The sequence below is a fragment of the Algoriphagus sp. AK58 genome, from assembly GCF_014324365.1.
Classification (GTDB): Bacteria; Bacteroidota; Bacteroidia; order Cytophagales; family Cyclobacteriaceae; genus Algoriphagus.
Map to the genome: position 1 here is coordinate 176,471 of NZ_QEIG01000008.1, position 24,670 is coordinate 201,140.

Consider the following 24,670-nt stretch of genomic DNA (forward strand, 5'->3'; position numbering starts at 1 on the left):
TATTAGATTTATGGGTTTTCACAAACTTTGATCAGGGGGACCAGGAATAACAGCCTATCCCCAAGACACTTAGGATTACTGACTCAAAACTTATTTAATATTGGAAAGCCAGCATACTCATACCACCGACGATAGCCTGCTCACAACTTATATTTTTCACTAGTCTCGACCTTACCCTGAAGATTTGAGGCAGAAAACCAAAAAGGACTACCTTCTTTCATTTCCCTGATGGGAATGGTGAATTCAAAGGGATAATTTCCATCTACTAAACTTTCGATCTTGCCATTCTCATCTTCATAAAACAGGGTTACGCTTGAAAAACGGGAGTCATCCTCCTGTAAATAAAAATAGGCCCTCCGGTCGTACTGCCCCAAGTTGATAACCATAGCTCGGGTCTTTCCGAAATCAAATTCATGAAGACTATTTCTGGTTGATGAGCCTTGAGACAAGATTTTTTGTTGAAAGCCTAGCTTTGGCGAAAGTCCTTCCAGTTTAATAGCTGTTATTCCATTCCCGGCCACCTCTACCTCAAAAGAAGAAGAACTTTTTAGAAAGGATTTTCCGTCTCCCAAATTTTCTACATTTCTAATAGAACCGGTTATCCATTCAGGATTTACCCTAACGGTGGATTTCACGACATCCTTCGACTGGTTGGTAAATGCCAAATAAAGCCCTGATTCATTGTACCCGACTATATAATTCAACTGAGGGTTTGAAACTGATAGTAAATTATTTGGCATCCACAGTTGGACCCCTTTCTCATTGTAAAACCTACCATGCTGACTGCCATACATTTTATTTTGCAGATAGGCATACCCCTCAATGTATTCAGAAGGGAAGTCTATTTTGCCCTTAGACCTGACAAAAGCATCCGTGACCAAGTAATCCAGCAACATACTGGCCATCGGTAAGATATGGTTGTAATGAAAGGAATTAACACTTAAAGCTTTATGCTCACGCAGTGGATAGTCAGCCTTTTCATAGGCTGTTGTCCTTGCTGTATTGATATGGTAACCTGGGAAATTTTGAGATCGCCCGATAATTGCCGATTTGGCTACTTCCTTTAAAAAAGAATCATTGGTATAATATCCCAATCGCAACATCCATGGAGCATAATTGGCCATAAAAATTGCACGATGACCTTGACTGGTGCCCGAAGATTCAGCTGTAAGTCCGATTTCGGAAAGTCTCCAAGCTTCCACTTTTTCTTCGGGAAAATACATCTGCTCATGCCCTTTTGATTTCAGATACCAATAAAGAGGAGCTTTCCCTTCCTTATTGACTAAAATAGTTGTATCCGGAATTGCTGGAACCATCCAAGTAAACATAGTATATCTCCTAGCACCATCATGTGCTGCCTCCAGGTACTTTTTGTCTTTGGTGATTTCATATAATTCTGTCAATTCCACCCATTTCGGGGTGAAAGCATTCCAAAAAAACAATCCCGGAGAATAAGGATCCTCAAAATCAGTTTGTTTGGTTTCGACCCTTCTTTGTATGTATTCATCTGCTCCGGAAATTGCCAAGTTTAGGAATTTTTGATCCTTGGTGGCTTTGTAAAGGAACATGGCATTAACCCATGAATCCCCCTTTTCTGCCACATCCAAATTGCGGATCCGGCTTCGCCCAAACTCATTTTTGGCCAATTCAAGAAAAAAAACATTGGTTTGGCCAAGAATCTGGTACAAAGAAGCGAGTTCAGAAATTGGAGCTATTGGGCCAGTCATACTTCTGGAAGGATGCTGGATTTTTTGTTCGGGGTCAAGCGAAAAAAGAAATTTCTCTCTGGACAACATATACTCCAGTGTAGGGTAAGCTCTCCTTTCAAACATCGCCGAATCATCCATCACAATAGCCAATTCCAAAGGATTTAAACTCGAAACATTTTTTACGGCACCCGGAACATCTGTGGAATAGGCAAAACCCTTTAATGAATCAACAAACCAAGCATAATCTGACTTGGAATAGTCCACTATATTTTCAATGGTCTGGTTCAGAGATATCGTTTCATTTATTCTATAATCCTTAAACCCAAATTCACTTCTAGCAATATTTTCAAAGGCTTCATGGATTTCCCCGGATTCAATTACTAGGAAGGATTTAAATTGAAAAGTTTCTCCAACTTTCATCTCAGATCCCTGCCCGCCCAGCACCGGGGCAAATAATTGGGGTTGGGCTTTACCCTCCTCATTCCTAACCATGACCCCAAACCGACTATTTGAAAGTGACGGTAAAGGATCAAAAGGGAACTCTTCAGATGCTGCCATTACCCCCAAGGAATGGGTACCATTATGAACCAATGCGGTAGGAATTGGACAGCGAAAAGCCAAAGTCATTACCGGGCTTTCCGGAAATCTTTTCTCCTGCCAAATCAACGGCTGCCATATTTCCTTCACCTCAGAAAGCATGAATTCAGGAGCTCCAGTATAACCCACCGAAAAGAAACCATCCTTTTTCGGTGTGAGCTTATATGTAATGGCAGGATGCCTGCCTTCTATATCAAAGACTTCGGCTGAAAAATTAAAAAACTCATGATCATTAAAAATCAGTTGAATCGTGCCTTCCTTCATTTCCAAGGAAGATGCACTGATAGGAAATACCATTCCAGCATTGAATGGATTAGAGGTTCTTTTTGTGGCCTCCGCGTCCAATATCCTATCGTCAAAACCATCTCCTACCGAACTATCACTTCTTTTTACCTTTCCAAGATCCGCTCTTTTACCCTCGTAAGCCGTCCAAGTGATAATGTTATAAGGAACCCCCTCTATTCCAGCCGGCCTCATGGCTAAGTCAGGATTCTTCTCGCTGTAAATGATTGAAAAAGAAGGCTGAAATTGATATTTGAGCCCACCCTTTTGGATGATTATCTGGTTGTTTTCTATTAAAACCTTATCCTCTCCACCTGAGAAACACCCTAAGTTTAGAATTACAATAAAAGCAATCCAGACTTTTGAAATAATATTCATAGTTTAAAGTGGCTTTTTAGATTTTTAAATCCAGATTAAGAATAACAGCTAACCCCAAATACGCTCAGAGGCACATTTTCGACCCTTTTTTCAAATACAATGGTCAAACTAGTGGTGGTCACGGGCTCTTGAAATCTGACCTTTTGAATAGTTTGGTGATTCTCATTTTGTTGATGAATCACCTTACCTGAATCATCTTTTATCAGAAATGATTTGACACAAAAAGGTATTTCACTTTCGGGATGGCCCATTAGCGTGGATTCCATTGGATGGTCAAAATCAGAATCAAAATAAAGGTTGACCTCGGAAATCATCTTTTCTTGGGGCCATTTCAGTTTCAAAGCAGGAATAGAATCATCCAAAGAGGCTACCCAGGCATTGGGCTGATTGGTAGGTCTGAAAATCCCATTTGCAATATTTCTTGCGGAAAAAGGGCTTAAACTCTTCTCCAATTCGAAAGCAAGGTTATGCCCTTCTGGGCGGCGTTCCGGCACCCAAAATTCAAATGCATCAATGCCAATTCCGACGGGAGGCTCCTGCCTGCTACTTGTTGCAACAGATTTATTGAACTTATTAAATACGGACAGCATCCCCGTCACTCTGGTGTTTGAACACTTGAGCATTAGCTCAGAATTGGCAAGGAAGGTGACAAAAACATATTGGGAAGCCGTAATCTCCTGCTCAAAAGAAAAGAAATAGAAATGCTCTCCTGGCTCAATATCCAGTTGAAGCTTCTCTAAAATGATCTCAGGAGTATAGTTCTCTGGCTTTTCACTAAGCCTTAACTCGACAGTTAACTTGGATTTTACAGATGATTTAACCTGAATTCTAATTCCGGGAATAAGTCCCAGTTCTACAGGAATCATTTGGGCCATAGAAAAATCCAAGTTTCTCCAAGGTCCATCAAACGGAAGTCCTTTCAATTCCAATTCAGAAGAACTTGTTACATGAGCACTTTGAACCAAATCCTCACTGTCCTCCAGTCGAACATGAGGAATGTATTGCCCAGATCTGATTAGCCTTTTTTGAAGTTCATTCATCCGATGTTTTTCCATCAAATCTGCTGGCAAGAGATTCTGTTCCACACAAAGTGCCGCCGCCATGGCCACTGCCTGACCATTATGAGCGCAGGTAGCCATCACTCTGGAGGAACCAAAAGCAACGTGAGACGCACTGATAATTCTTCCACCAAGGAATAGATTCTTGATGTTTTTAGAGTACATGGTACGATAGGGGATTTGGTAAACCCCTTTGCTATGCCATTGGGTACAGCCAGGTTTGTCACCGAAAACACCATCCGCAGGATGCAAATCCAAAGCCCATCCCCCAAAAGAAACCGCATCGAAGTGTTTTCTTTGGTCTACGACATCTTTTTGGGTAAGCATGTAATCCCCTTCAAACCGACGGCTTTCCCGCTTGCCGGGAATCGTACCAACCCATTCTAAAGTCAGGTTTTCGGAATCTGGATATTGGCCTGAATTCTTGATATGATTCCAGATACCATATATGACTTTCCATAGCTCCCATTTGATTTCCTCGGATTCATGGATCGTGTCCCTTCTTCCTCCATATTCAACCCACCACAATCGACATCCAAATTCTTTAAGATTAAAGGTTTTGAATCTGGGTAACTTGGTAATATCAATATCCGCAAACCCTGGAGGAACAAAACGGACCGGCTTTCCTGTGTCTTTACTGTAGAAATAGATTGAATGACCGAGAAGCTGTCCATAGCTTTGATCAGGTGCAAATGCTTCATCAAACTCATCTTTTGATTCCGCTCCCATTCGAAAAGCTGCACCAGCGAGAAACCCTACTATTCCATCACCGGTGGCGTCCACAAAAAATTTGCCTTTGACCTGGTATTCGGTTGAATTTTGGGAGCAGAAAGCCCGGATGTAGTCTATTTGATCATCTTCTTCTTTTTGTAAATCGTGGACTGCGGTATTGAGAAGTAGCTTGATATTTGGTTCTCTAGTGACCATTTCAAGAAGGATAGTATCCAAAATCAGCGGATTACCTTCAGGATTACGGTAGAGATTTTCAACCAGTATTTCATCGACAACTCCTCCTTCTCTAGCCCAACGGTTGTTGTTACCCATGTGGGAGGTGGCGCCTAAAATCCAGAGTCGAACCTCCGAAGAAGCATTGCCCCCTAATACCGGTCTATCCTGGATTAAGATTACTTTGAGTCCTTGCCTGGCTGCCGTGATTGCACAACATGTACCTGATAATCCACCACCAGCTATTACCAAATCTGCGGTTAGGTAATCTGTTTTTAAACTTCTGGTTCCCTTTGAAAATTCTTGTTTTATCATAATTCCAATGCTCAGTTCGAGCGATTAAAAGTCTTTTTGAAGTTTTTGAATACTGCTTTTCACCACATTCCAATACAGAAAGGCTCCAAATCCAGAAATCAATACCCCTAAGACGATGAGATAAAAAGCGGATTCTGGCGCCCAAATAGATAGAAACCCGAATAGGAGGCCAATGGAAATAAGCGAAACACCGAGAACTTTAATCCCAAAATCATTCTGCTCGCTTTCGCCCTTTTCTTCCTCCTTTGAGGTATCAAGAAGATCAGGTTTGTCGAAGGAGGGCTGAATTTTTCCAAGAATCTCTACCAGAATTAGTAGAAAAATTGGAATCCCTACACCCAAGAGTAATTCCTCAGTTCGATTTAATGAGAATTGAAAAACAGCCGGTGTAAAAAACTTGAAGAATAAATTGATGGTCAAACTGATCACAGTGACACCCAGAATGGTTTTACCATTTTGCTTTTTTGAAAAAAGAGACCAAATAGCAGGACCATAAAGCGCTCCGCCAGTAACCGCGGCAATACTTAGAACCACCTCCACAATTCCTCCAGCCAAAGGAACCATAAATGCTACTCCGATCGTACCCAAACCGAAAAGAACGGTAGTGATTCTGGCTACAATCATCAAAGTTTTGTCCGTAGAATGGGGTCTTATCGGCCTAAAAATATCATTGGTCAGAACAGCAGCGGCTAAATTCAGGGAAGTATTGACCGAACTGGCTGTGGCGAAAATCATCCCTCCCAACATCAGTCCCAACACCCCGACAGGAAGCACCTGCTTGCAGATCATCAAATACGCACCTTCAGCCTCTAGCCCCTCCAAGCCCGGATTGAGCACCCTGTAGATCATGGGAGGAAGCATCCATATTACAGGACTCACAAGGTATAATGCTCCAAACAGGTAGCCGACTTTACGGGAAGAATTGGCATCCTTGACCGAAGTATAGCGCTGCACATAGGCCCAGTTGCCCCCAATAAATATAATGTTGTAAATCGTAAAGGCTACGATAAATACAGCGGTATACTCCCCATTGAAAAGATTGAAAAAGGTATCGGGAGTCTTCTCTATAAAATTGTTAAGACCCTGAACTTCCTCCAAAGAAAGCGGGATCACCAACAAAACTGCTGCGGTGAGAATAACAAATTGCAAAACATCGGTGACTACTACTGCCCATAATCCCCCGACGGCAGTGTACACCATGATCATACCTCCCAGCAAAAGAATTGCTGAGTTGATATCAAACCCAGTGGTGACATTGACAATCTTGGCTACAGGATAAAGAAATGCTCCCGTATAGCCCAAAGAAAGAAATAGAAAAAGGTAAGTGTAGTACTGTTGGATATTTTTCCCAAATCGATTGGTCAAAAATTCCGCAACTGTCAAAGCTTTGGATTTCCACCATCTCGGTGCGATAAAATACCCCACCACAAATCCTGCAATACACATGGACATTTGAATGGTAATGGCCACTAATCCATATTTGTAGGCAATCGAGCCCCATACCACGAAAGTTCCTGCCGAGAAAAAACTCATAAACAATGAAAGTCCATTCATCGACCAAGGCACAGCACCGCCTGCTGCAAAAAAGGACTTCATATTTGTCCCTTTGGTGGCAAAGGACAAGCCTGCCAACAGAATGATAAGTGAGAAGATAATGATGGTAATGTAATCGAGTTGCTGCATGTTGGTTCTTTGCTGAAAGTGGGGCGATTATCTGCTATTGCTAACTATGGAAAATGGTTTTGACCTTCCGTGGGAGGTAATTGAAGAAAGCCTGAACTCATAGTTGGTTTTAGGATTTAGCCCTTCTACAAATACAAATTCTTCCAAGGACTTGGAAATATTTTTGGCAATCCAGGGACTATCAGTTTTTCCTATTTCCCGATATTCCAAAAGATACCCTATAGCCTTTTTCACCGGTTGGAAGTGAACCAAAGCTGATCCGTTTTGAAGGGTTACACCGTTAAGGATAGGAGTCTCAGGGATTAAATTCTGATCAGGTGACACCTCATAAACAGGTGACCAATCACTGTGATAATAGTTATCCTTCACCCGTTGAATCTGAATGCGGTATATTTCATTAGTATCTTTAACAGGAATGAAAATCAAACCTGGATTGGTAGTGGAAATAATTTTGCTGTTTTCATCTAAATTCTCCTCCTTGGAAAATCTGACCCGAAATTGGAAGTCATCCACTTCGGTAGCGTATCCAACAAAAAACCCATTATTTTCTCTTTGAATATGCCGGATTGCTGGGGGTACGACCTTTTTAGGATCTATTTCGAGGACTTGCTTAAGGATCAAGGTTTCCCCTGCTGAGTTGACGGCAAAAACTTCCAATTCGTAGGAAGTGGAATATTCCAGCTCGTTTATATCAAGATAATTATCATAGGATGGACCGAATTCCTTTACCTCATCCTCCCCAAATTTTATCCTTGCTTTATGAAATTCAGCAGTAGGATTTTTATCCAGAAAAACCCTCAGCATACCAGATTTGGAAGGCAGATTGTTGTGAGCGATTCTACCTGCATAGACTCCCACTGGAGAAATGGCTTGGGGAGCTTTAAAATCCACAGCTGCATCGATGACTCTATCATTTTGAGGGGTCAAAAGGATGACTTCTAGCTTTTGTCCTCTTTCTGTTTTCCAAGCGATATTTCTTTTCAGTTGCGGCGTACCAGGATTGATTGTCGGTAAGTTTTCCCAACCGGATTCCAAAACCTTCCCATCATGGTCTTGTACCCTCCAAACCAAGCGGTAATTCTTTATCGAGAAGGATGGAATGTCTAAAAGTTCGCGAGGGGTCAAGGTGATATCTGCGCTTTTTCCAGAGCTTTTTAAAACCAGAAGTTCACTCAGTGGAGCATTTTCTTTTTGGATGCTGTAATAGGCCCGCTTCTTTCTTCTATACACATCGACCACACCCCAAGATCGGTTTTCGGAAAACTCCCTAGTTGATACATAATTACTTCTATAATCATTGAAGGTCCAAAGTGAAGCCCCAATTAAATAGGGCAACCCCCTAAGAGATTCAACCAAAGATTTGGCATCAAAATCGGAGTTAAGGTCCTCCCCAAATTGTCCAATCCCATATTCTGAATAGAAGAGGATTTTTTCCGGATACATCTTATGCTGTATTTCAGTAATTGACTTAAGGTCTCTTCCATATTTGTTGATCAATCCAAGATCGGAATGGAGGATAAAGTCGTTATCTCTTTGAGCTGTGTGGGAGACTGCGGACACCAATCTGGTAGAATCAAGTGTTTTTGCTAAAGCCACGCTTTGCTTAACATATTCAAAAGTCTCTGGATAATCCCCAATTTCGTTTCCTACACTCCACCCAATGATGCTTGTATGATTGTATTGGGTATCGATCAGCCTGATTAACCAATCTTTGGGAAGGTCCATTTTTGGGTCGGCTAAAGGATCAAAACCCCATAAAGGAACTTCTGAGATCGTCATAATTCCTCTTTCATCCATGTAATCCAATACTTCTTTTGGCAAAGGCAGGTGGGAGAGTCTAGCCAAATTTCCTCCTGCAGCTTTCATCAAGTCTATGTCTTCCTTGATTCTCCAAAGCGGAAGGGTATTTCCAGTCACCCGATCATCGGGCACCAAATTGAACCCCATCGCGCGTATGGATTCTCCATTGAGTAAAAGCTGTTTTTTGGCATGGTCTAATTCTATTTTTCTCAATCCAAATCGCTCGATAGAAACAGGCGCATCTGATCCTCTTAGAAAAACTTCTGAAGTGTAGAGATTCGGCATATCAAAATGCCATGGAAAGACCTCCTTTCCACTAAGAGAGGTTTTCAGGATAACTTCCTGATCAGATTCACCAGAAAGCTTTTGGGTAAATGGGATTTTTTTCAGTAAATGGCCGTCCTTTTTTATTTGGATTTCACCTGCCAAATCGGTGTTTTGATTAGTGAGGTTTTGGAACTTCAACCTAAAGTGTACTTCCGCGATCTTTTTCTTGTAGTCAAAAATGGGAGTTATGTAATTGCCAGTTAACCTGATTTCATCGGCAGCTGATAAATAAACCGATCTTCTGATCCCTCCCCAATTCCATATTGCCCCGATTTTCTTTGAATTATCCACCAGTAAGGTAACTTGGTTGGTCTGACCAGGTTTGATGTAGGGAGTAACATCAAAGGTGAAAGGAAGAAACCCACTGTTGCTTTTCCCGACAAATTGGCCATTAATCCAAAGAGAGGCATCATGGGAAACCGCCTCAAAATGGATTTTAATATTTTTCTCTTTCCAGGATTGCGGGATTTCAAAAGTCTTTTGATACCAAGCTGTTCCTACATAGTGTGCATATTCATTTCTTAGATCCCAATTCCCCGGTACTTCCAAGTTGTCCCAAGTTTGATTTTTTGAAACATTGGATTGATACCACTGATTCTCAATCCCATGGTTATAAGGATCAATCTTAAATGCCCATATACCATTTAATTCCAAGTAAGAATTCCCAGATTTATTTTGACAAAGAGCTGGTTCGAAATGAAAGGTCAGGAATATGAACAGCAAGAAAACAAAAGGAATCTTTTGAATTTTCATGGAGGGTGAATTAGCTAGTAAAGCTGAGGGTTTGAATTACAGCCTAAAATAGGTTTTTTAAATACCTGGAGATGAAAGCCTTCACCTCCAGGTATAGCCACACTATTCCCAAGCAGGGTTTTGTACCAATTGTGGATTAGCTTGAATTTCATCCAATGGAATTGGGAAATAGCGATGCTTGGGCTCTGGTTTTCTAGTTGGGAACACATTGTTGGTAGCCAAAGGAACCAGGGTAAGGAATTTTCCGGTTCGGGTCAGGTCATACCATCTATCTGCTTCAGCAAACAATTCCCATGATCTTTCCTGAATGACGGCATCCACAAATTGGGCTGCAGACAATCCTGGAGTCAGATTCTGCAATTTTGCTCTCCTTCTGACCATGTTGATATACCCATATGCTTTTGCTGTTGGTCCAGTAGCTCTTGCTTCAGCTTCAGCGGCAATCAGATATACATCGGCCATTCGGAGGATAGGCAAGTTGATCTCATACGCGCCCCCATTGGAATTGGGATCTCTGTATTTTCTGACCAACACCCCTTCAGTAGTAATTGGCGTGATGCTTTGCTGGGGTACAACTTGCCCACTTCGGTTAATGTAGGAGGTTGCTAACAGCTTCCTTCTATCATCTTGAGGATCAAAAGAATCATAAAATTTCTTATAAGCGAAAGCAGAACCAAAACTTGCATTACCATATTCTACCCCCGAACTGTTTTGAGGGCCAAATAATGCTGGAAGTTGAGCACTTCTTCCTGGAACAGCCCTGATGCTTTCAAAGGCCCAGATATTTTCAACTCGTGCCAAAGTCTCCTTAGTCACATCAAAAACGTCTTCGATATTATCCAACATCCTGTATGGACCAGAATTGATAACAGATTCGGCCATTTGAAGGGCCTTTGGATAATCCTCATTGTACAGAGCCGCTTTTGAATAAAGCGCCATGGCAGCTTCTTTGGAAGGCCTTCCAAATTGGGGAACTTGCTGACTGTATGCAGGTAATCCTTGGATTGCGGCATCTAGATCGGCGTAGATTTGCGCATATACTTCTTTTATCGTACTCTTTGGAAGGAAGGCATCGGCTTCTCTTTGACTAGGATTGGTTTTGATTACCACCTCTCCAAAATTCTTGGTTAGCATCCAATGATAAAATGCACGAAGGAAATAGGCTTCTCCTAAAATAACTGCTTTTCTACTCTCGTTCATAGCTATCCCAGGAACTTTAAATAGCACCCAATTAGCTCGCTCTATCCCTAAATAACAGGACCTCCAAGTTTGAACCGGAGACTCAAATTCTCTTGAGAAACTTTTTTGGGCAGAATAATTCGGGTCATAGCTGAACAAAGTGTAAGTATCCCTGGCTACTACCGGTCGCGGATAAATCTGGTCAGTACCCCAATCCACAGCATGTACTGCTGTACTATACATGGTAGCCATAGGATCGTATGCAGCAATAAGTGCTGTCTCAGCGTCCCCTGCTGTTCTGTAGAAGTTTTCTGAGGTGATATTTGAAAATACTTCCTCTTGAAGCTCACAAGAAATCAAACTGATGCCTATGAGTCCAACGAATATATAACTAATTAACTTTTTCATGATTTTAAGAATTAGAAGGTGATTTGAAGACCGCCTATGAAGGATTTCGCGATTGGATAAACAAGATTATCTACCCCGATTGCAACATTGGAACCACCGAAGGTATTGACCTCAGGATCAAACCCGCTGTAATCAGTAAATGTCACCAAGTTATTGCCGCTGACATAAAACCTCAGCTTTTGAATTCCTTTGATCCCCAGGATAGAATATCCTAATGTGATATTCTTCAACCGAACAAATGAGCCGTCTTCCATAAATCGATCAGAAATCGGCAATCTTCCTCCTTGGAATCCACTTACATATTCTTGTGAAGGATTGGTAGGAGACCACCTATTTTCTAATTCTTTAAGAACATTTCGCTGTCCTAGAGGATTTTCAAAAGTGTATCGACTTACATTATATAAATCATTTCCAACAGAACCCGAAACAAAGAAATTTAGATCGAATCCCTTGTAAGCAAAATTACTGGTGAAACCGAAAATGAAATCCGGATTTGGATCGCCAGTAATGACCTGATCCAAGTTGTTTATGACTCCATCATTGTTGATATCTTTAACCTTGTGCCCTCCAACTCTACCTCCTGAACCCGGTAAGATTTGCTCCCCAGACTGATAAATACCATCAAAAACAAAGGTCTTAAAAACTCCCAACGGGTATCCCACTGAAACTACACTGTACGGAGTAACGAATTGCTCATCAACATCCCCGTCCAAGCCAACAACCTTATTTCTATTGACTGAAATATTTGCTGAAATGTCCCATTTTAGATCTTTATTGATTAGAACTCCATTAAGTGCAAATTCAAAACCCCTGTTTTCAAGTTCCGCAAAGTTTCCAATGATGGTACTGTATCCTGAACTGAGTGGAAGATTTTTCAAATACAACAAGTCACTGGTTGTCCGGTTGTAAAAATCTGCTACTACACTAAATCGATCATCCAAGAAACTTACATCAAAACCGATATTTGATTGGTAGGACTTCTCCCATCTCAAATCAGGATTGGCGATTCCATTGGGAGCAAGACCAGTTACCAATACATTTCCCATGTTATAGGATGATCCGGGACCTACTGTAGCTAAAGACTGATAAGGATTAATTGCACCTGAATTACCTGTAATTCCATAGGAAGCTCTCAGTTTGAAGTCGGAAATCACGGTGCTCGATTTCAAAAATCCCTCTTCACTGATTCTCCATGCAGCCGAAGCTGCCGGGAAAAAACCATACTTATTGTTTACCCCAAACTTACTCGATCCATCTGCCCTAGCAGTAACATCAACGAATATTTTGTCTTTGTACCCGTAATTGACTCTGGCCATGTAACTGTCCAACCTTTCGGATGAACGAAAACTGTTTACTGAATAAACAGCGGCTACCTGAAGCGCCTCATTAGTTGTAGCATCATTGGGGAATCCGGTACCTGAAGCTTGATTGGATCTCACCTCGTCTGACTGGGTAGAAAACACCCCCGTAAACCTAAGACTATGATTCTCTCCAAACTTTTTACTGTAGGAGAATATACTTTCATGAAGTAAGGTGCTTAAATCTCTATTCAATTTTCTACCAGAACCTGAAGTAGCATTTCTGTCTCCAAGAGCAATAATGGATATCGGTGAATAGAAATCATTAAGATCGTTTCTCAACACGGCATTGAATGAGGCGGTGTAGGTTAGACCTTCTGCTAGTTTGGCCTCAATATAGAGATTGGAGAGAACCTGCTGAATAGCTGTCTTATTCAGAATTTCAGCTAAACCCAAGGGGTTGGTCACTTCCCGATAACCACCGGATACCTGATCTCCAAATGGCCAAACATTCCCGTTGGCATCATAGGGTTTGAGTGTGGGAGGTGCTCCCATAGCTGCACCAACAATGCTGGTTGTAATAGCCGCTCCATCTAAACTTGAAGAACCGGTAGGAATGGTATTGTTGATGTTTTGACTCCCCAAAATACTTGTCCCAATTTTGAACCTATCGTTGATTTTATGGTCTAAATTGATCCTGAGGGAATACCTTTGGAAATCAGAATTAATCACAATTCCCTTTTGGTCAAAAAAGTTACCTGAAATCGCAAACTGGGTTTTTTCATTTCCACCCAACAAAGAAAGTTGATGACTTTGCATGGGAGCATCTCTGTAAATTAAGTCCTGCCAGTTGGTACCTTCTCCTTCTGCAGCGGGATCCGCAAATACTGCTCTCCTATAAACTTCATTTTCCAACTCAGCAAATTGAGCCCCGTTAAGCATATCTATTTGTTTGGTAGGCTGTTGGACACCATAGTAGCTGTCTAAAGAGAATACCGTTCTTCCTGCACCTCCTCTTTTTGTGGTTATAATTATTACACCATTAGCGCCTCTTGCCCCATAAATAGCGGTAGAGGACGCATCTTTCAAAACCTCCACTGAAGCAATGTCATTAGGGTTTATAGTGGATAGTGGACTTAGGTCATTGACTCCTCCTCCATTATTGAATTGTACCCCATCAATAATAAAGAGAGGCTCAGAACTTCCTCTGATGGAGTTTGTTCCTCTAACCCTCACACTTACGTTGCCTCCGGGAGCTGCGGAGTTTTGTACTACCTGTAATCCCGCTACTCTTCCTTGAAGACCTTGAGCGACGTTTGCTACCGGAGTCTGTAGTATTTCTGCAGATTTGACAGAGGAGATTGATCCTGTGGTTTCGATCCTTCTTTGAGTACCATATCCCGTTACCACTACTTCCTCGAGCTGGTCAATGTCCACCGCAAGTTGGATCTGAAAATTGCTCTTCCCCCCGACAATAACTTCTTGTGAGACATATCCCAAATAGGAAATGACCAATACGGAATTGGGAGAGGGAACCTGAATGGAGAATTTCCCGTCGATATCCGTCACTGTACCGACAGTAGTCCCTTTGATTAAAATGTTAGCACCGGGCAGCCCGAGCTGATTCTCGTCCGTGACAACCCCGCTAACCTGCATCTGCTGGGCAATTGCCAAAGGAATACTACCTATGCACAAGCAAAGTAGTATTAGCGTTAGTAGTTTTTGTTTCATAATATGGGAGTATGGTTAATTGATCAATAATTCATTCGGAATTTCTTTTTGAAATAGCAAGAAATTCAAAACATGAAACCAATATATCGTCGAATCGGAAAATAAAAAATTGTTTTTTCAATAATTAATTCATTTTTATATCGTAAACGTTATCGATAACGTTTACATTTAAAAATTCCTTAACAACTTGATTGATTTATTGACAAAATGACAATGGGGGTTTTGGGGAAAATTTGTGTTTATTTTCCACGATCAAACAAAGAATATCGTTCTTTTGAATTTGAGAATAGGTTGGGTTAACTTAAACCAATTGATCACATACCGATTATCATATTACTCTAAAATCTTACCCTTGAAAAAGCCTATTACCATAAAGGATCTTGCTAAAAGTCTGAATATCTCGGTGGCTACTGTTTCCAGGGCTTTGAGAAACTCCAGCGAAATCAACGAGGAAACTAAGCAAGCTGTATTGAAGCTGGCAAAGGAAATGGACTATCATCCCAACCTGCTTGCTAGAGGGTTGAGCAGCAAAAAATCAAAAATTCTTGGTGTGGTAGTTCCTACAATCAACCGGCAATTTTGGTCCAATTCAATCTCCGGAATTGAAAATATCGCCTATCAAGACGGGTACAAAGTAATGATTTTCCAATCTACCGAATCTTTTATTAAGGAAGTGGAAATCGTAGAAACCCTCGCCAATAGCCGTGTTGATGGAATTCTCATTGCTTTTTCAAAGGAAACCAAAGACTATGCGCATGTCCAGCAGGTGATGGACAGAGGAATTCCTGTAGTCCTTTTTGAGCGGGTTTGCGAGGAACTTGAGACCTCCAAAGTAGTGACAGATGATTTTTTTGGTGCCAAAAAAATAACCCAACACCTCATCAGTCGGGGGAAAAATAACATTGCTTACTTGGGAGGCCCCATGTCTTTGGGAGTGTGCAAAGACCGGTTTCTTGGATTTCAAAGTGCTATGACAGATGCGGGATTGAACATACCGGCTGAGCACATTATTGAAACAGAAGAGTTCACTTTTGAAAATGCAAAAAACGGCATTTATCAACTTTGGAATACCAAGAATAAGCCGGATGCCATTTTTTGCTTTGCAGATATTTTGGCAATCGGAGCGCTGGATGCCTGCAAAGAATTAGGAATAAAGGTTCCTGAACAGCTGTCCATAGCCGGATTCGGCAACGACGACACAAGCAGGTTTGTAAGTCCCTCCATTACTACCATGGCACAACCTTCCTTTGAAATCGGACAGTTAGCCGCTAAGCTGATTTTAGAGGAAATCACCGCCGGAAATGAGGTTACGATCCTGAAAAAAGAAGTGATCCAACCTACTTTGGTGATCCGGGAAAGTTCTTGACAATTTCTTCAATAATCATAGTGCTAATTTTGCACGGGAAAATCTCACTCCAAACACTGAAAAGAAAAGTAATCTAAATTACTGTTAGTGTGGATTCACTTATTCCCAAAAACAGTTAAAAAAAACGGCATGGTGATGATCGATCGGTTTTAAAAACACCTTTAAGATGAAATCAAAAAAACGATGGTTTATTCAGTCTGTTGCCGGACTATTGCTTACCGGAACAGGCCTTTGCATGACTGTGAACGCTTGTTTTGCAAGATTCGCAGGCGAAGATTGGTTTTGGTATGGGACAGCAGCACTGCTGGTTTTTCAGGCGGGCTTATGCCTTGTAATTGACGGACTGAGATTCAGGATGAAGGAAAATTTTTAAGGGAATCTTAATCCTTCCTAAAAGGGATCTTTGGCTTTTTTACCGAAATTTAATAGAGTATTAAAAAGGGTTTAAACCAATTTAACTTCATCCCATCTAATACTCATTCAACCCATCCCAGCCATGATCAAGAAAATCACTCTCGCCCTTTTGGTTTTGCTAGTAGCCATCCAGTTTATTCCCATGGATAAAAACGAGTCAGGTCCTACCGAATTTGACATCAGCAAAAGCTACCACATCCCGGACAACGTGGCCACTATCCTGAAAGGCGCCTGCAACGACTGCCACACCAATACAACTATTTATCCTTGGTACTCTAACATTCAACCGGTAGGATTTTGGCTTAACCACCATGTAGAGGAAGGAAAAGAACACCTAAACTTCTCCAGCTTCACACAAACACCACTGCGGGTGCAAAACCACAAGTTTGAGGAAATCGTCGAAACGGTGGAAAGTGGGGAAATGCCGCTGGCAGACTACACCTATCTAGGCCTTCATCCTGAAGCGAAACTAACCAATGAGCAAAGACAAATACTCATCGACTGGGCAAAAGAGCAAATGGCTTTGCTTGCCTCCAAATATCCGGCAGACAGCCTAAAAATGCGACCCAGAAACTCTCCAGCTCAATAAAAAACAAAGCCCCAAGTTTTTGGGGCTTTGTTTTTGATGCCCTTCTAAGAAACGGTGCAATTAATTCAGGATCGCTTCGTCGCAATAAAGTCTGAATTCCTTGTTGACTTGTCAGCGCTGCTCCTACCCATGACCCAATTGATTGGGAGACTGCTTACCTAGTACTTCGTTCGCATTTACGAGTCTGTCATTACTCTTTTGTAAGTCCCAATTTTTTCGGAATCTCAATGACTTTCCTCCTACTTCCAAACTCCCAAACTTCCCAACCACCCAACTTCTCCCCTTTCAAAAGCCTAAATCTTTTCCTACTTTCCGACATGAAGAAAATCACCGATTCAGAAGTCCGATGGGGAGTTTTGGGAGTGGGCAATGTATGCGAAGTCAAGTCGGCACCGGCCATGAACCTTGTTCCACACAGCAAGTTGGTAGCAGTCATGCGTCGCGACGAGGCAAAAGTCCAGGACTACGCCACGAGGCATGGAGTTAACAAATGGTATACCGATGCTCGGCAACTCATCGATGATCCTGAAGTCAATGCCATCTACATTGCTACACCTCCCAATGCACATTTGGAATTGACCCAAATGGCAGCTGAAGCCGGTAAACCGGTCTATGTGGAAAAACCTATGGCCCGGACGCACGCCGAATGCCAAGCAATGATCGAGGCCTGCGAAAAAGCGAATGTGCCACTTTATGTTGCCTACTACCGTCGTGCACTTCCGCATTTTGTCAAAATCAAGGAACTGATGGAAAAAGGAGCCATCGGGGAAATCCGAACTGTTCATGTAAACATGAAGCAAGTGGTGGAGCCTGAGATCATCACGATGCTGGAAAACAATTGGAGGGTCGTACCCGAGATCGCCGGAGGAGGTTATTTCTTCGACTTGGCCTCTCATCAATTGGACCTATTGGATTTCTTCTTTGGAAAAATCACCCATGCTTCGGGATATGCCACCAATCAGGCCAAAGCCTATGCCGCTGAGGACTTGGTCGTAGGAAGTTTTGTTTTCGAAAACGGAGTACTGGGTACTGGTAACTGGTGCTTTACTTCTTCGCAATCTGCCGAAAAAGACGAAATCATCATCGATGGAAGCAAAGGGCAGATCCGCTTTGCTACTTTCGGTAAAGGCGAATTTACGCTGATACAAGACTTTCAAGAACACCAGCATTTTCACTTACCACTTCCCCATCATATTCAGCAACCCTTGATTCAAAGCATCGTCGAAGATCTCTTGGGAACAGGCACTTGCCCAAGTACAGGGATCTCCGGAGCCCGAGCCAATTGGGTCATGGGAGAATTGGTCAAAACCAGAATTGCTTAACCATCCACCATCTCCAGCCCTTTTTATATGTTTAAACACAATCAAATGAAATACCCCATCCCTAATCTTCCCATCTTCAAAAGAACAGGATGGACCCTTCTCTTTCTTCTTCTTTTCACGGGAATCCAGCAAAATCTATTTGGGCAGACCAAACCGATTTTTGAAAACGGTGAAGCCCAAATCGTACCGGAATTCAAAGACTCGACCAAATGGATCAGACATGACCTCTGGGTAGAGACGGAGTTTGACACCGACGGTGACGGGAAAAAAGACCGTATGCATGTGGCGGTGACCCGACCCTTTCAGACCGAAACCGAAGGACTAAAACTCCCTGTTGTTTATGCGACCAGCCCTTACTATGCCGGAACAGCCGGAAATAATCGGGAGTTTTTTTGGGATGTCCGCCATGAACTGGGTGAACCAGGCCCACCTCATGTCAATCCAGAAGTCAAGCGAACAGGTGAAAGACCAATCATTTCCAATACCGAAATCTACATTTGGGTACCCAGGGGATATATCGTGGTTCACTCCTCCTCTCCAGGAACAGGCCTTTCTCAAGGTGCCCCTACCGTGGGAGGACAGAATGAGTCTTTAGCTCCAAAAGCAGTCATCGAATGGCTAACAGGAAAAGAAAACGGCTATACCAGCCCTGACGGAAATGAGAAAGTAACGGCCTTTTGGTCCACCGGTAAAGTGGGCATGACCGGTACTTCTTACAATGGAACACTTCCCATAGCCGCTGCCACCTCAGGAGTCAAAGGATTGGAAGCCATCATCCCCATTGCCCCTAATACTTCCTATTATCATTATTATCGTTCGAATGGACTTGTCAGATCACCTGGCGGGTATTTGGGTGAAGACATCGATGTTTTGTATGATTTCATCCACAGCGGAGATGAGTCCAAAAGGGCCTATAACAATCGAACCGTTCGTGACAGCGAGATGGCACAGGGAATGGACCGAATCACAGGAGATTACAATGACTTCTGGGCCGGACGCGACTATCTCAATCAGATGGGAGATTTCAAAGCAGCACTCCTGATGGCGCATGGGTTTAATGATTGGAATGTGATGCCCGAGCACTCTTACAGAATCTATGAGGAAGCCCGGAGAAAAGGGGTTCCTTCCATGATTTACTATCACCAAAACGGCCACGGTGGACCTCCGCCCTTGAGCATGATGAACCGATGGTTTACCCGATACCTGCATGGAGTGGAAAATGGGGTGGAAAATGATCCCAAAGCTTGGATCGTCAGAGAAAAAGATCCTCAAAACAAACCTACTCCTTACACGGATTTTCCTAATCCTAGTGCTTCAGATGTGACCTTGTATTTGATAGGAGGAGCTCCAAGTACAGGCAAACTGAATCTTGAAAAAGTCACCAACAGCAAACAAGAAACCCTGGTAGACAACTATTCTTTCTCCGGTTCTGCCCTCGCCCAGGCTGAATTCACAGAACACCGATTGATGTATCTCAGCCCTGTATTGAAGGAAGATGTGCATATCTCAGGGACGGCAAGCATGAAAATCAAGCTTGCTTCCAACAAACCTGCAGCGAATCTATCGGTTTGGCTCGTTTCTCTACCATGGAATGAAGGCCGAAATGCCCGAATTACAGACAATATCATCACCCGTGGATGGGCCGATCCTCAAAATCATTCTTCTATTCGGGAAAGTGAACCCTTGATTCCGGGAAAATTCAATGAGCTAAACTTCGAACTTCAGCCTGACGATCAGATCATTCCTGCAGGACAACAAATCGGCTTGATGATTTTCTCTTCAGACAGAGAATTCACCCTTTGGCCACAGCCTGGCACTCAACTGACCATAGACCTGGACGGAACGTCCCTGACCCTTCCGATCGTGGGAGGAAAAGAGGCTTTCCAGCGATCCACCAAGTGATCGATTATAAAGAACCCAAAGCCTAGATCTGGGCTTTGGGTTCTTAATATCTGATATTAAAAAGATAAAATAGTGTCAATTTTAACAAGTCATGAACCTTCAAGAAACTTCTCTTTGGCCTGAGGTTGCGCTGGTAAGCATCTTGTTTTTGTTTGGGCATATATTTTTGGGGCACTTCGAAGAAAAAACCCCAAAATGGAGAAAAGTACTCAAGTACTTCTTGACCTTGATTTTAGTCGGTGGACTTTCCCTGCTTTTCAACCGAATCGTCGCCCTGATCTTTCTTGGCCTTACCTTAGTCCCAGTACTTTACATCCATTTGATATGGCTTCCAAGCAAGGGAATTAACGGCTGGACCGGAGAACCCCGTGAAAAATACTATGAGCTACGGGGCTGGGATAAAAATCCAAAACATAAAAAATGAAAAGAAAGACTTAATTTCTCTTTCACACGTTTACCCAATTCTAAACCGTCTTTTGGATAATCTTGCATTTTTCGATTACCCGTACCAGACTCTCTTGTATCACCCCCGCTAAGTTCTCTTTGGAAGTATCCTTAGCTTACAGTTTGAAGGAAATTTCCGGATTGCAACTCATTTGTTTTTTAAACCAAAACCTTAAATTTCTACAAATCCCAATTCCATGCACGAGCATCATCTGGTAGTTTTTATGGCCTTGCTGATTCTAGGCTATGGACTTTTTTCAAAAAAAGCAGAGAATTCGATCATCACTCCTCCCATGGTGTTTGTCATCATAGGCCTTTTAGTAAGTTTTTTTGATCTGGAATTGATGAAAGAAGGGCCAAAAGGCCCATTTGTCAAGCCCCTGATGGAATTCACACTGATGCTAATCCTTTTTATGGACGGGTCTGCGGTCGATCTGAAAACTCTCATGAACGAAAAGTCTCTTCCGTCTAGGCTTTTGGGTATCGGACTGCCTTTGACTATGCTATTGGGATCACTTCTCGCTATCCCTTTATTTCCCGAGATTCCGACACTTTCCCTGATTATGATGGCTTTTATCCTTTCGCCAACCGACGCGGCGCTGGGCCAGGCGGTAGTAACAGGGGATCAGGTTCCTCGCAAAATCAGACAAACAATCAATGTGGAAAGCGGTCTGAACGACGGGATTGGACTTCCCCCTATTTTGGTTTGTCTAGCCTTGCTTTCGGGTTCTTCTGGCGAGGGGTTTGATTCTCAGTATTGGCTTGGATTTGTGGCTAAACAGCTTATTCTAGGACCAATCATCGGGGTAGTGATCGGTTTTGTTTCAGGTAAACTATTGGAGCAAGCATTCAAAAGAGGAAGCATTACCCATGCTTACCAAATGTTGGCTTCTTTAGCCATACCGGTATTGGCCTATGCGGGTGCTGAACACTTTCATGGCAATGGATTCATTGCTGCGTTCTCCGCAGGTATGTTTTTTGGAACTTCTGTACCCATCCTTAGAGACCGAATCAAGGAATTTGGTGAGGCAAGTACGCAGGCAATGATTCTGTTCATTTTCTTGCTATTCGGGATTATTCTTATTCCTGCATCGTATCCTTATTGGGATTGGAGAGTCTGGCTTTATGCATTGTTAAGTCTCACCCTAGTCCGCATGCTTCCTGTAGCGATCAGCCTCATCAAATCCGGCTTAGACCTCAAAACCACCCTTTTTATAGGCTGGTTTGGCCCAAGAGGCATTGCGTCTGTTCTTTATCTCTTGATGGCTATCATTGCCTTGGGACCGGAAGGCAATGAAAAAATAATCAGCATCGTCAGTCTTACCGTTCTTCTGAGTATTTTCCTGCATGGAATTTCTGCTGTGCCACTTTCTGCGGTTTTGAAGAAAAGGGTTTAACCTGTCAAATCAGGAAGGATTTCTTAACTTACTAGTCATTTAATCTCCAAAATATGAATCGCACTCTTCTAACCTGCCTTTTTTTGATTGGATTTTCAATTTCCTATTCAAATGCCCAAAATCTAAAAAACCGCATTCAGCCTGGAAAAATGTACAATGCCGGAGATTCTTTGTATGCGCCGAAGTTTGGGTTTAGCGGAATAATCCCCCAAGGATGGGTGGGAGTCCTTCCTCGGGAATCAGAGGTTTTTCTGCTTAATTCCTCCACTGGAACCTTTGGCGAGATCTTCGTTTTTGGAAGGGAAAAAATCGATTTAAATCAACTGGCGAACACATGGAGAACAGGTGTAAATGTATCTGGAACCATCACTTTAAAAGCTTCAGATCCCAAAATCGAAGGAGATCTTCTTTTTTCACCGGTGGTTGCTGCAGGAAATTACCTGCCTCCCAAAAACTATAGAGCCTTTGCTGCCACCCGCTGTGGAGAGACTTGCATCACCGTTTTGGCGATTTCTTTGGAAGAAAATGCGGAAATGGCCTCCGCCTCAGCAATGGAGTTTTTAAAATCCGCAACCCTTTCTTCCCCCAAAGAAATTGATCCCTACGATGGATTTGACTGGAAAGGCTTTCTTACTGGAAAATTATTGATTTCCTATGAGGGATTTATTGGCGGGAAACAGCAAACCAAAATCAATCTCTGCGAAGACGGGAGCTTCCGGGCAGTCATTTCTAAAAAAGGCATTATGAAAGACAGTAATCCTGACTACAAAGGGACCATGAAAGGACTATGGACAGTGGAAGGAAAAAATTCAGAAGCCACTCTCACCTTCACATTTGAAAAGAAAGATTTAGCCCCGGTAACAGTCGAATTGAAATTCCTCAATGAAGAGCTTTACGCAAATGGAGAGCGGCATTATGCCAGCCAATCAGAAAAATGTGACTAAGCCAAAAAAAAATCCAGATTTCTTTCCATAAAAATTTCCTCGGGTCCTCAACCCGAGGTTTTTTATTTTCAACCAACTCATTCAATTGCCAAATTTTTTATAAAAAAGACTTATTGAAAAAAATTTTTTCAATAAGTAGCAATAAAATCATATCATTTTTTTAAATCATCGAAACATTATAGTTTAACTTATAATATTTTTTTATAAAACTGGCTCGATTTTAGAAACTACTAATGCAACTATCCGTTCCAAATTAGCATCTACACTAAAAAAACGGCATCAAGAATTGCAAGCAGCTCCTGTACCATGAGATAACCCTTCTAATCGACAACCCTTTATTTAACACTAAACCACAACTACCATGAACACCACAAAAACAAATCGATGGCTGAACCACCTATCTTTTGGAATCCTCTTCTTGGTCATGATGATCCATTCAAGTCCGGAAGCAATAGCCAAGCATAGAAATGGAGTGAGTTTTCAGGTCTTTTACGACCAACTTACTCCATATGGAGACTGGGTCAAAGATGCCCGATACGGTTACATCTGGCTTCCCGCGGTCTATGATGACTTTCATCCCTACGGCACCAACGGACACTGGGTTATGACTGAATACGGAAATACTTGGGTTTCCGATTACGATTGGGGCTGGGCCACTTTCCACTACGGCAGATGGTATTTTGACGATTACTACCAAAGCTGGGCTTGGATTCCGGGCTACGAGTGGGCTCCTGCTTGGGTGAGTTGGAGATCTGGAGGTGGGTACTATGGCTGGGCACCACTTGGACCTGGCGTCTCCATCAATGTGAGCATCAACATTCCTTCCCGGCATTGGGTGTTCATCCCTCATGGCCGGATCTATCACAGAAATGTATACCACTACTATTCACCCTATCGCCATCACCACACCAAGGTGAAAATCATCAACAGAACAACCGTGATCAACAATACGGTCGTCTACAACAATCACAATTACTATGCAGGTCCTAGCCGAAGAGATGTCGAGCGTGTGACCAGACAGGTAGTGCCCGTATACAATATCCGTACTGCGGAATCTCCAGGGAGATCGGCAGTGGCAAGAAACGAAGTGAGCCTATACAGACCCCAATTGGAGGAAACCAGAGGAAGAAGCGTAGAAGCTAGGCCGTCCAGAGTGTATCAGGCGGAAGAGGTGAAAACCGCACGTGCAAGCCGACAAATCAGTCCTGCGAACTCAGGCACAACCAGTCAACCTAGCCGAACTGGCTCTGCCAATCCCAGCCAAGGAACTGCAAATCAAGGAAGAACGGCCACTCCTTCGTCCAGAGGTCAGGAACAAAAATTTGAGGTGAAACCAGCTCCTGCAGATACCCGTCAGCGGGAGGCAACTTCCCAGCCCTCGAGATCTGCACAGCCTTCCAGACAGGGAACGGTACAAACTCAGCCTGCTCCTTCCCGAGAATCTCAGGTAAGAACACAGCCGCAGCCCTCTAGAGAATCACAAGTGAGAACTCAACCTCAACCTGGTAGAGATGCTCAAGTGAGAACACAGCCTCAACCGACACCGCGGGGAAGTGTGGAGCAGCGAAGTTCGGCACCTTCCAGAACTCAGGAAGTGCGCCAGCCTCAGCAGCGAACCCAATCTCAACCTCAGGTAAGAACCGCTCCTTCCCGAGGAAATGACACCAGGGTCTCTCAGCCAAGCAGAAGTCAAAGCAGCCAGCCACAGGTAAAATCCTCGGCGCCTGCCAGAAGCTCAGCCCCTGCAGGCCGAACCGAATCCTCAACCCCAAGCAGAGGAAACAGCCGAGACAGAAATAATTAAGCACATTAAATAACTAAACCAACTC

Annotated in this window: 15 protein-coding genes; 9 read left to right on the top strand and 6 right to left on the bottom strand. The window is 42.8% G+C overall.

What is annotated here, in order from left to right; translation table 11 throughout:
• Positions 1-140: 140 nt before the first annotated feature.
• The 6 genes from DDT91_RS07640 to DDT91_RS07665 form a co-directional block, all read right to left on the bottom strand.
• On the bottom strand, positions 141-2,966 hold the full coding sequence (locus DDT91_RS07640) for a hypothetical protein (protein WP_187175576.1): 2,826 nt from the start codon (positions 2,964-2,966) through the stop codon (positions 141-143).
• Between the two features lie 35 nt (positions 2,967-3,001).
• Positions 3,002-5,284, bottom strand: coding sequence for an FAD-dependent oxidoreductase (locus DDT91_RS07645; protein ID WP_187175578.1), 2,283 nt, complete (start codon positions 5,282-5,284; stop codon positions 3,002-3,004).
• 24 nt (positions 5,285-5,308) lie between these two features.
• Positions 5,309-6,967, bottom strand: a complete 1,659-nt coding sequence (locus tag DDT91_RS07650) for a sodium:solute symporter family protein (RefSeq protein ID WP_187175579.1) — start codon at positions 6,965-6,967, stop codon at positions 5,309-5,311.
• Positions 6,968-6,994: 27 nt separating this feature from the next.
• The gene (locus tag DDT91_RS07655) at positions 6,995-9,847 is read right to left on the bottom strand and encodes a sugar-binding domain-containing protein (RefSeq protein WP_187175581.1); all 2,853 of its coding nucleotides are present in this window, start codon (positions 9,845-9,847) and stop codon (positions 6,995-6,997) included.
• 102 nt (positions 9,848-9,949) lie between these two features.
• Entirely contained in the window at positions 9,950-11,434 is a 1,485-nt protein-coding gene (locus DDT91_RS07660) for a RagB/SusD family nutrient uptake outer membrane protein (RefSeq protein WP_187175582.1), read from the bottom strand.
• Between the two features lie 11 nt (positions 11,435-11,445).
• Positions 11,446-14,463, bottom strand: coding sequence for a TonB-dependent receptor (locus tag DDT91_RS07665; protein WP_187175584.1), 3,018 nt, complete (start codon positions 14,461-14,463; stop codon positions 11,446-11,448).
• 352 nt (positions 14,464-14,815) lie between these two features.
• On the opposite strand from DDT91_RS07665, the gene DDT91_RS07670 reads away from it, so the two are divergent.
• The 9 genes from DDT91_RS07670 to DDT91_RS07710 all read left to right on the top strand — a co-directional run bounded on the left by DDT91_RS07670 (position 14,816) and on the right by DDT91_RS07710 (position 24,645).
• Entirely contained in the window at positions 14,816-15,829 is a 1,014-nt protein-coding gene (locus DDT91_RS07670) for a LacI family DNA-binding transcriptional regulator (RefSeq protein WP_187175585.1), read from the top strand.
• Between the two features lie 166 nt (positions 15,830-15,995).
• On the top strand, positions 15,996-16,202 hold the full coding sequence (locus tag DDT91_RS07675; RefSeq protein ID WP_187175587.1) for a hypothetical protein: 207 nt from the start codon (positions 15,996-15,998) through the stop codon (positions 16,200-16,202).
• Between the two features lie 123 nt (positions 16,203-16,325).
• On the top strand, positions 16,326-16,832 hold the full coding sequence (locus tag DDT91_RS07680) for a heme-binding domain-containing protein (protein WP_187175589.1): 507 nt from the start codon (positions 16,326-16,328) through the stop codon (positions 16,830-16,832).
• A 317-nt stretch (positions 16,833-17,149) separates the two neighbouring features.
• Complete coding sequence (locus tag DDT91_RS07685) at positions 17,150-18,154, top strand: Gfo/Idh/MocA family protein (RefSeq protein ID WP_187176125.1); 1,005 nt, start codon at positions 17,150-17,152, stop codon at positions 18,152-18,154.
• 45 nt (positions 18,155-18,199) lie between these two features.
• Positions 18,200-20,056, top strand: a complete 1,857-nt coding sequence (locus tag DDT91_RS07690) for a Xaa-Pro dipeptidyl-peptidase (RefSeq protein WP_187175590.1) — start codon at positions 18,200-18,202, stop codon at positions 20,054-20,056.
• A 91-nt stretch (positions 20,057-20,147) separates the two neighbouring features.
• Positions 20,148-20,480 (top strand): hypothetical protein, encoded by a 333-nt coding sequence (locus DDT91_RS07695; RefSeq protein ID WP_187175591.1) that lies wholly within the window; start codon positions 20,148-20,150, stop codon positions 20,478-20,480.
• 217 nt (positions 20,481-20,697) lie between these two features.
• Positions 20,698-21,897: a sodium:proton antiporter gene (locus DDT91_RS07700; protein WP_187175592.1), complete on the top strand. Its 1,200-nt coding sequence runs from the start codon at positions 20,698-20,700 to the stop codon at positions 21,895-21,897.
• Between the two features lie 53 nt (positions 21,898-21,950).
• On the top strand, positions 21,951-22,841 hold the full coding sequence (locus tag DDT91_RS07705; RefSeq protein WP_187175593.1) for a hypothetical protein: 891 nt from the start codon (positions 21,951-21,953) through the stop codon (positions 22,839-22,841).
• A 361-nt stretch (positions 22,842-23,202) separates the two neighbouring features.
• Entirely contained in the window at positions 23,203-24,645 is a 1,443-nt protein-coding gene (locus tag DDT91_RS07710; protein WP_187175594.1) for a DUF6600 domain-containing protein, read from the top strand.
• Positions 24,646-24,670 lie beyond the last annotated feature (25 nt).